General features: G+C 39.4%; 6 protein-coding genes. All 6 read right to left on the minus strand.

The genetic code is table 11. The annotated features are described in order from the left end of the window. Nucleotides 1–105 precede the first annotated feature (105 nt). Nucleotides 106–1,274 (minus strand): IS3 family transposase gene (locus QL984_RS17880; RefSeq protein WP_128860809.1). Its coding sequence is split into 2 segments (ribosomal slippage): nt 106–1,004 and nt 1,004–1,274, totalling 1,170 coding nucleotides; the frame shifts between segments, so codons are not numbered across the junction. Nucleotides 1,275–1,638: 364 nt separating this feature from the next. Next, nucleotides 1,639–2,433 carry a LytTR family DNA-binding domain-containing protein gene (locus QL984_RS17885; RefSeq protein WP_024600782.1) on the minus strand — a complete coding sequence of 265 codons (795 nt, stop codon included), beginning with the start codon at nt 2,431–2,433 and terminating at the stop codon, nt 1,639–1,641. Next, entirely contained in the window at nt 2,433–3,416 is a 984-nt protein-coding gene (locus tag QL984_RS17890) for a histidine kinase (protein ID WP_138562568.1), read from the minus strand. Before QL984_RS17890 ends, QL984_RS17885 begins: the two co-directional genes overlap by 1 nt. Nucleotides 3,417–3,549: 133 nt before the next feature. Beyond that, nucleotides 3,550–6,078, minus strand: coding sequence for a glycoside hydrolase family 3 protein (locus tag QL984_RS17895; RefSeq protein WP_290173146.1), 2,529 nt, complete (start codon nt 6,076–6,078; stop codon nt 3,550–3,552). Nucleotides 6,079–6,127: 49 nt separating this feature from the next. Next, a complete protein-coding gene (locus QL984_RS17900) occupies nt 6,128–6,904 on the minus strand; it encodes a family 16 glycosylhydrolase (RefSeq protein ID WP_138764722.1) in 777 nt (258 codons plus the stop codon). A 75-nt stretch (nt 6,905–6,979) separates the two neighbouring features. Continuing rightward, nucleotides 6,980–9,664: a TonB-dependent receptor gene (locus QL984_RS17905; protein ID WP_138764721.1), complete on the minus strand. Its 2,685-nt coding sequence runs from the start codon at nt 9,662–9,664 to the stop codon at nt 6,980–6,982. Between the last annotated feature and the right edge of the window lie 313 nt (nt 9,665–9,977).

Here is a 9,977-nt window from a genome sequence, read left to right on the forward strand (position 1 = left end):
TTGAATGACTACGCCTAGTTTTGATTTTCATAACACTTATTCCTTAAATAAGTGTCCACTTTTATAGAGTCGTATCAACGACCCCGATAAAGTAGACACGGGTTTTTAATTCATTAACTCGTATTGCATGGGACTCACATTTCCTAGCGTGCCATGCATTCTTACTGAGTTGTAGTAGTTTTCGATATAAAAGCGACTTTGTACTGTCATTTCACTACGACTCAGTTCATTTAAATTGTTCATCCATTCTTTTTTATACTGGGCAAAAAAGCTTTCTGAGCAGGCATTATCCCAGCAATTCCCTTTTCTCGACATGCTAATTGTTACCTGTCGGTTGTTCAACCACGATATTGTTTCTTTTGCACGATACTGGCTGCCTTGGTCTGAGTGAAATAATAAGCGACTTCCATCAGGTTTACGTGCATCCCATGTTTTTTTTAACGCTCTAATCACCAAGTCTGCGCTGTTAACTCGACTTGTTGCCCAACCAACGACTTTGCGTGAGTATAAATCTAAAATTACACATAAATACTGCCAACCCTCTCTGCAACGAACTTGCGTTATGTCTGACACCCATACCGTATTGGGTTCATCAACACTAAACTCACGACCCAATAAGTTTTCTGCAGTGATATGCCCCTGCTTTTTTCCGCTACCGGTATATCGGCGTTTACCCGCGGCTGAGCGGTAACCCATACTCTGCAGTAATCGCTGCACACGGCCTTTACTACACTCATACCCATTATCTATAGCGGCTTTCCACAACTTTCTGTAGCCCGGAATACAGTGCTCATCACTACTTACTTTTTTCAAAAACTCAAGCAATGAGTCGTTTTCTGACGCACGTTGACTTAATGATTGCTTTAGCCATTTATAATATCCAGCTTTTGATACTGACAACCATGTGCATAATTTTTTTATCGTTTTCTTAGCTGTCGCAGCTTGGTGAATATACTCAAATCTTATTCTTTTCGGCTGTCCAAGTAGGCCTTCGCCTTTTTTAACACATCGTTCTCCAACTGCGCATCTTCCAATTGCTTTTCAAGCTTACGCACTTGGCGCTCCAAATCTTTATATGACTTATCAGGGCCTTGGTTTTTAATTGGGTTAGATGTACTTTTTGACGTCATTTTTCGTCTCCATTTAGATAATAAGACAGGGTTAATGCCCAGCCGATGAGCTATTACATTAACAGTATCTGGAGAGTCTAACGATTGTTCAACTGCTTTTGTTTTAAATTCAATTGAATGACTACGCCTAGTTTTGATTTTCATAACACTTATTCCTTAAATAAGTGTCCACTTTTATAGAGTCGTATCAGGTTTTAGCAATGAGAAACTGTGTTTCTAACGTAAGTAAGTTCTACGCCCACATTGAAAATAAACGATAATATTATCTCTAAAATATAGCTTGCTGGTGTTTAAATACTCATGGTGATTTTGAACGTCTCATTTACTCCTCATTCACTTCTCTTTGTGCATTTAAGTTTTTAAGGGCGTTATTCACAAAGAGATTAAGAGGCGCTGCGCTTTTAGAGAAGTGATTAAAACTTTATAAATCAGAAGCTATGTTTCTAACGTAAGCAAGCTCTCCGTCCACATTGATAATGTTGACGATGATGTGACTAAAAAACCACCGTTATTGTTTTATTAAGCTCTTTAAGTTTTTACTATATGTTCTACTTACCTTGAGTGTTTTTTCGTTATCTAACACCGCCATATATTCAGAATTACGTAATGGGTTGAGCTGTTTGATATGGCTTAAATTAACAATGGTTGATTTATGTATGCGTAAGAAGTCTTCTGGTAAGGTATTTTTTTCAAGATCTTTTAAACGCGCACGCATTACATGAGTTTCAGCCAGTGTATGAACACACATATAATCGCCTGCGGCATCAATCCATAAAATATCTTTAAACGGAATTATTTGAATTGGGTTTTTAGCATCTTGGATGACTAAGTTTTCGGCTTCAAATTTATATTCTGAGTTTTTTGAGCTTTCTAATTCTTGATGTTCGTTTTCTATCAGCGATTGGTGTACTTCAATCAATGTATTTTTTCTGTGGAGTTGCTCTGTTTTTACTACTCTTTCTATGGCTTCTGCAAGGCGAGCTAACTTAACGGGCTTGAGTAAGTAGTCAAGAGCTCTTACCTCAAATGCTTTAACGGCATGCTGGTGAAACGCAGTAACAAAAATAACCGCTGGACAGCTTTCTGGTTGAAAATATTTAATTAATTCAAAGCCTGATTTTGTTGGCATTTCTATATCTAGAAACACTAAATCAACGTCATGTTTGTTAAGTACGTTAATAGCGTCATCAACACTTTGTGCACTGCCAATCACTTCAATTTCAGCAAAGGCCTCTAAACGAATACGCAACCCTTCAATAGCGCTGTATTCATCGTCAACAAGTAATGTTTTTAATTGAATCATTATTGCAAACCATTAATAGGAAGAGAAATACAAAGCCATGCGCCGCCTGATTTGCCATTGCCTTTTTCAATGCGATGGCTATTTCCATACATTAATTTTAAGCGTTGCTCGCAATTAGCCAAGCCAATGCCCCTTTTCGATTTTTTATTATCGTCAAACCCTTTACCAGTATCTGCAACTTTAATGAGCAATGCGGTTTTTGTTTTTTCAACTTTAATTGTGATCACCATTTTTTGATCTGCTCGCATACCATGTTTTAACGCGTTTTCTACCAATGGTTGAATTAATAAAGAAGGTATTAATAAATCGTTGCATGGTTCATCAACGTTAATATTAACCTCTAACCGGTCAGTAAATCGACATTGCTCTATATCTAAGTAGGTTTTTAATATGGCAATTTCTTCTTTAATCGCTACTTTTTCAAGCGGATCGGTATACAAACTATGGCGCAATAGATCACAAAGCTTTTCGAGCATATTCACTGCCTGCACACTTTCTTTTTTTAAGATTAAGGTGCAAATAGCATTAATGCTGTTAAACATAAAGTGCGGATTAAGCTGATATCGAAGCATTTTAAGCTGTGATTCTTTAGCTAGGTGTGTCGCTTCTGCGGCTTTTTGAGTTTGCTCTAAATTGTCGAGATATATTTTTATCCCGTAATAAAAAGCAGTCCACGTTGAGAGCATAGTTAACGATGCAGACGTCCATGTACCAAAGTCAAACCATGTCATTGAAAGCCACCAATTGCCATATAACCACTGCAAAGACGCCCATTTAATTTGTGTCCAAATTAATGTGGCAGTTAACAGCAGCACTAGGTGCAGTGCTATTTTAACTTTAATCCCTTGCCTTTTTGAGCAGTTATAAGCCCTTCTTAAAAGCAAGGTAATTAAAAAGCCACACGCTACATCAATAACTAAATGCGGAATATGTATCGACCATGGCTCGTCGCTTGGTATTTTTATCATTAGCTCGGTCAGCATTGCATACACAATCCAACCGCAGCTCTGAAACAACCAGAAAAGATGACTTCTGGGATTTTTGGAATTCAAATTAATACGTCCAACTTTAAAGGCAGTTGAATAGCTTACTTATTATCAACTGCCTTTGCCTTATTTATTTTGAGCACGTGATTGATAATGCGTCATTATTAGGTTTTGCAGTCAACGCGATATCTGCAACTGCTAAACTTAAACGCTGAGCTGAAATACGAATTACATCTGACATGGATTGTTCAATCAGTTCGCTATCGGCGCAATTGAGTGCGATTGATAAAGTATGCCAGCGCTTATCTGCCATTGTTTTTTCAAACGATGAAAAATCAATACTTCTTAAACAGTTATCTAAATTACACATTACTTGTAACTGGGCACCTTGCTCTGGAGCTTTATCTAATCGCATCTTTAGTTCAAGGTAACCTGATTTAAATTTGCGTTCGAGTAGCGTAGGTTTTAAGTAACTTAGGCTAAGCGTTGCATCTGAGGATTGAGATTGCCACTTAAACTGCCTTGCATCCTCTTGATACGATAAATTAACCGATTGCATTAACAAACTTTTTTTATCGCCACTGGTGGCCGATGAACCACTAGTTAAAACTTTTGCTGTTGTATCAGCTAACGCCCAAGTGAGATTTTTAGCTAAACTTTTTACAAACAATGGGTGTGCATCGCTTTTAACGATTTTTTTAGGGCTTGTAGTTTCACTCACAACAAGTATGTTTACTGTGTCTTGATAAGTTAGCCCGTAGCCATAGGCAAAGAGCGGGTCGTAATTTACGTCGCCTAAGTTAAGGCTAAATTGATCGTCGTATTTAGGCCACGAAAAACTCAACTTACCAGTAAAATCAAACTGGCTGTTACCGTTTTTATCTGTTAGTAATACGTCTGCAACTCCCTCACCCTCAGAGCCTGGTAACCATGCAGCAACAAAGGCATCTGATGCATTGAGCTCTTTATTGACCCAAAGCGGGCGACCACTTAAAAATACGGTAACTACCGGAATATTGTCTGCCTTAAGTTTTTTCAGCAGTGCAAGAGCGTGTTTGCTTTCATGCTGAAACTCTAGCATCTCTATATCACCAAACCACTCAGCATAAGGCTCTTCACCAATAACAACAATGGCTACATCTGGCTTGGTTTTATAGTCACCAGACTCACTTAAGCTTATTTCACCGCCTGCTTTTAATACTTGCGACTTTAAACCTGCATAAATAGAGGTCGCATTTGGAAAGTCGCTATTAGTATTGTCTGTGCCCTGCCAAGAAACGCTCCAGCCACCGGCTTGCATATTGATTGCATTGGCGCCTTTACCGGCAACTAAGATGCGGCTATGCGCTTTAATTGGCAAAACGTTTTCGTTGTTTTTTAATAGAACGAGTGACTTGCGAACCGCTTCTCTTGCCAAAGTGCGATGCTCATTAGCGCCTAACCACTGCGGGTGTTGTGATTCAGGTCGCGCTGATGGTTTACCCTTTGTAAACACCCCCCAGCGGATTTTAGCCCTTAAAAAACGTCTAACAGCATCATCTATTCGTGATTGAGGTATAACACCCGCTTTCACTTGCTCAACAGTATTATGATAAAAGGCTTCAAAATGCTCTGGCACCATTATCACATCAACGCCCGCGTTAATTGCTTGCGCACATTGCTCTAAATCGCAGCCTTCTACAAACTTATGCGCATTCCAATCGCTTACAACAAAGCCATCAAAACCTAACTGGTTTTTAAGTACATCCGTTAATAAATGTTTATCGCCATGTACACGTTTACCATTCCAGCTATTGAAGGATGCCATAACGGATTGCACTCCTTCATTAATCGCTGAAAAGTAACCCGGGCTGTGAATATCTCTTAACCCTTTTTCATCAATTAGCGTATTACCGCGGTCAATACCTCGCTCAGTTCCTCCATCTCCCACAAAGTGCTTAGCGGTGGCAATACGGTTACTGCCTTTTAAAAAGTCAGCGCCTATGTCACCTTGAATACCAGTCACCATGTTACCCGCATAGTATTTAACTAAGTCAGGATCTTCTGAATAGCTTTCATAGGTTCTCCCCCAGCGATCATCTCTGACAACCGCTACTGTGGGTGCAAAACTCCACTCAATACCCGTGGCCGACACTTCCTTTGCTGTTGCTTGCCCTATACGTTTTATTAAATCGCCATCGCGCGCTGCGCCTAAGCCAATATTATGCGGAAATAGCGTAGCACCATACACATTGCTATGCCCATGCATGGCATCGGTCCCCCACACCGTCGGGATCGCAATACCATCTATGGTCGAATCCATAGAAGCCAGGTACATTTCATCTGCGTATTTTAACCAAGTAGCTTGATCCGCTCGTTTGTTACCATAAGGGGCGGTATTCCCGCCATTTAGATAAGAGCCAAATCCATACTTTTTCATTTGCTCGACAGTTAAATAGCCAATTTCTGGCTGTATCATTTGCGCAACTTTTTGCTCTATAGTCATTGTTTCGAGCAGTTTATCAATCTGTTTTTCAACGGCAGGATCACGCTTAAGTTGTGTGTTCACATAAGGCCAATTAACTTGCTGATTGTCTGCACTCAATACATTTTGGCAGTTGAACATGCCAAAAACAGGCAATAAGCAAAGTAATAATTTAGGGTGTTTTATTTTCGACATTTAAAACCTTCGAGATTAAATACTGTTTTATAAATACGGATTGATTAATTTAGTGTGGAATATATTCAATAAAATCATAATATGCCCACGAAGGGCTGCCGTAGTATTGACCCGGAAAGTAATTTCCTTGAGTCGAGTTGTCACCATTCCACTGGTTAATCATTATTTTTGTTTTATCAATTGGCCACGCATAGCTGGGAATTTCATTATTAGCTATTACGCCATCCCCATTGTCTTTGTACATCACTCTAATTGTTTTCTCGTTTCCTTGTGAGTCGAAGAGATACCAACGAATTGATGAACTAGACCAGTCGAAGCCAATGGTTAATAAGTTTTCTCTGTAATCAAGCCCGAATTGGCTTAAATCAATATCCTCTTCCCAGCTTTGATATGTGCCTCCTTGGGGCTGGTAGATAACATTGGTATGAACGACATTGCCTAAAGAAGGTAATAGTTCGATATCTATCTCTTGCCACGCACGTCCTGGCGAATCCCACCATGAGGTGTAAGTAAAAATAGAAGACACGGTACCGGCGATATTGCCCGACTTAACACTACCTTGTACCTTACCAAAACTATAAAAGTGATTACTTTGCAGCTCAGCACACGCACCTTCTGATAAGGAAAGAGTGATGCCGTATTGACTTGGATTAATCATTCCTGGAGTAAATTCGCAGCCAAAAGGCGAGCCATTATCGCCACTACGTGCACTCCAAATACGAGTGTCAAATCCCCACGAAAAATCGTCTTTAAAATAGTTAGCGTGTGTGGCGGGTGAAATAACTATAAGGCCAGCAACCAAGGTTGAAATTAGCTTCGTTTTCATTATTAAATTCCTTATTTAATCAAGCACCTCCTACAGTACTCTAGCCTGTAGGAGGATAATTTTTTACTCGGTTATTTAGAATGAAAAAACCGCTCTCATACCGTAGTATCTCGGCATGCCAAAGCTGCCTTTAGGGATCCCTTTGCCAGTATTATTCCAGTATTGAATAGTTTCATCTGAGGCATTATTAACAAACACTTCTGCAAACCAGTTTTGTCCTTGCGGCTCATACTTAATAGAGGCGTTAAATACGGCAAATGCATCGCGGCTATCATCGATATATTTTGTTGCTTCATCTGGCACTTGAAAATCCATGTCATCTAAATGTTTATCAACATTCCATACCGTTGAGTACGATTCATCTTTCCAGCTGGCATTTAGCCATGCGTGAACAAAACCATATTCCCCTAAGTTAAGTGTATGTGTGTAACTTATATTGGCGGTGAACTCAGGGGTCATTGCTAAATTATTCCCCTTAAGATTGGTAGCTAACAGGGTGTTTTCAGGATCTTTTGATTCTTCATAAGAAATATCAAACAGATACTCCGCGTCGTAGTCCCATTTAGTATTCCAATCTTCAGTAACTTTTGCATCAGTCCACGTTACGTAACCACTAATTCGACCATTTGGATACGGCTTCCAGTCAAACTCAAGCTCAATCCCTTTTATTGTTGAACCAGGGACATTTTGTGTGTAGTAAGCTATAACTGGCTTGTTTTGAAAATCGAGTACAGGCTCGCCATTACCGTCTAAAACGGGAGAGCCATCTTCATCTTCTACCACAGATAAACGCTCTACGTTACCAATAGAGCCCACTGATGCGTATTGCATGTCGGTGTAATCTGTATAAAAAAATGCGGCTTTTAGGTTTAATGAGTTATCAAAAAAGCTCGATTTAGCACCCAATTCCCATGTTAGTACTTCTTCTGGGTCGAACTTGGTTTCAAAACGAGTAACGTCACCGGTTCTGTCATTTACCACTTCGTAAACATCACCAATACCACCGGCTTTAAAGCCACTGGCAAGATAGGTATAAACCATGGTTTCAGGTGAAATGTCATAATCTAAACCAACACGAAAATCATGGTGTTTCCAACTTCCCTTATTGTCGTTTTCAAAGTATGACGCATAAATAGAAGGATCTTCGTAGTAGTCAACAGGAAGGTTATTTAAATCAGTTCTATTTAACCAACCTACGGCGCAGCCATCAGCATTAGAACAGCGATAGGTTTTTCCGCCTTTATCTTCTTTTGTTTCATCACTAAATCGATAGCCAAGTGTTAGGTGTAACTTTTCAGTTAAGTTGTATGTACCTTGACCAAATAATGCGAGGGCGTCGGTAGAGCGATCGGGTTGATCCCAAAACGCTTTGTCATCCATAGGATTATCGTAATAACCTAAGGTTTTTGTTCTTTCATGAAAGTAATTAATACCTGCAATCCAGATAAAGTCGCCATATTCATCAGATTGTATTTGCAGCTCAGTTGAAAAAGACTCTGCGCCAGTGCCGTCTAAAAAGTAAGTTGCGCCATCCCAAGGGTCTAAACCTACTTCACTATCTTGTGCTGAAGAGCGTTCCATATCTTCATAGCCCAATAACCAGACAAGTGAATATTCATCGTTTATGTTGTAATTAAGGGTGTTTCTTAAGTACGTGATATCTAAATTAAGCTTACCGGGCACATTTACAACCGCCTGATAAGTATTATCGCTGGGTAAAAAGTTAGTGCAGTCTCCCCCTAGTTCAGCACTTCTGCCACGAATTTTATCGCAGTTAACTAAATCTAGGTTGTTATTGCTGTCATTTACATACTTTTGAAAAACAGTGTGGTTTGAAAAATTGCCGCCCAAAGGCTCCCACAAGGTGCTAATTCTAAATGAATATTCATCAGCATTATTGTAAAAATTGCTTTTATCAGCCGGTGTTAGCGCGCGAACTTTTTGCGCTTCTGGATCTGTGCCAGCGCCATCTATCCACCAGTTTTCTCGTTGGGTAATTGTTTGACCCACGCCTTGATAAGAATCTTCAGAGATTACTGGCGCATTAAGAATATCGTCGCTTAAGCGTCTTGAGTCATATTGGTTAGGATCGTAATACCCTTCTAAATAAGAATCCCGTTTCAAGCCTTTTCCTGAAAACCTAACGGCAAATTCATCATTAATAGGAATATTTAAGACTGCATCAATATTTTTACTATTAAAGTTTCCCGCTTCAATACTGACGTTGCCATATAAACCGGTAAACTCTGGTTTTGCTGAAATAACATTAATACTACCCACCGTTGAGTTACGACCAAATAGAGTGCCTTGTGGGCCCCTTAGAGCTTCAACCCTGTCTATGTCGTACATCAATGCAAGGGCACCTTGCATACGTGGTGAGTAAATACCATCAAGGTGAACACCCACAGCCGGATCGCCAAGCTCAGTAATATTAGTAGAGCGTACACCTCGCATTGAAATAACCGGCGCAGCTTGATCTGTTGCAGTTGAAATATCTAAGCCAGGGACTAAGTTAGCAATATCCTTAACGCTATTAACACCGTTTCTTTTCAGCTCGGCTTCAGTTAATGCTGTAATGGCAACAGGTGTTTCCATTAATCTTGTTTTTCGCTTAGTTGCTGTTACCGAAATGATTTCTAATGAAACTGTTTCTTTTTCTGACGCTTGCTCTTTATCCGTAGAAGCTTCTTGAGCATTCAATGGCATTGAACAAGCCAACGCAACGGCTATTGATAGTGCTGTTTTATTTATTGTGTGCATGTTTGACCTTTTGGATGTGTGTGTAAACGTTAAACTTTGTTACTTTTATTTAACAGTCTCATAGTATCCATATCGATTATTTTTATTACTAGTCAAATACGCCAAGACGAGTTAGATATAATACAAACCGAAATCACCTTCTAATTTTTGAAGCTAAAGCCAGATAAACCTCAAGTATTTTCCTCGTAGTTTAGCCTTTTGATTCTATTTCAGACACAAAAAAACCGACTTAGTGTCTAATGCAGATCAGTTAAGAATATTTTTATGATCACTTGACTGATCTTTCCATGGCTTCAAAATCCGATATTAGAAA

This window comes from Pseudoalteromonas sp. APC 3495, assembly GCF_030407645.1.
In the GTDB taxonomy this organism is placed as follows: domain Bacteria; phylum Pseudomonadota; class Gammaproteobacteria; order Enterobacterales; family Alteromonadaceae; genus Pseudoalteromonas; species Pseudoalteromonas tetraodonis.

What these genes read in the sequence shown, in the direction of transcription:
- QL984_RS17885 (WP_024600782.1), bottom strand. Translation starts at nt 2,433, where the DNA reads ATGATTCAATTAAAAACATTACTTGTTGACGATGAATACAGCGCTATT.
- QL984_RS17890 (WP_138562568.1), bottom strand. Translation starts at nt 3,416, where the DNA reads ATGCTGACCGAGCTAATGATAAAAATACCAAGCGACGAGCCATGGTCG.
- QL984_RS17895 (WP_290173146.1), bottom strand. Translation starts at nt 6,078, where the DNA reads ATGTCGAAAATAAAACACCCTAAATTATTACTTTGCTTATTGCCTGTT.
- QL984_RS17900 (WP_138764722.1), bottom strand. Translation starts at nt 6,904, where the DNA reads ATGAAAACGAAGCTAATTTCAACCTTGGTTGCTGGCCTTATAGTTATT.
- QL984_RS17905 (WP_138764721.1), bottom strand. Translation starts at nt 9,664, where the DNA reads ATGCACACAATAAATAAAACAGCACTATCAATAGCCGTTGCGTTGGCT.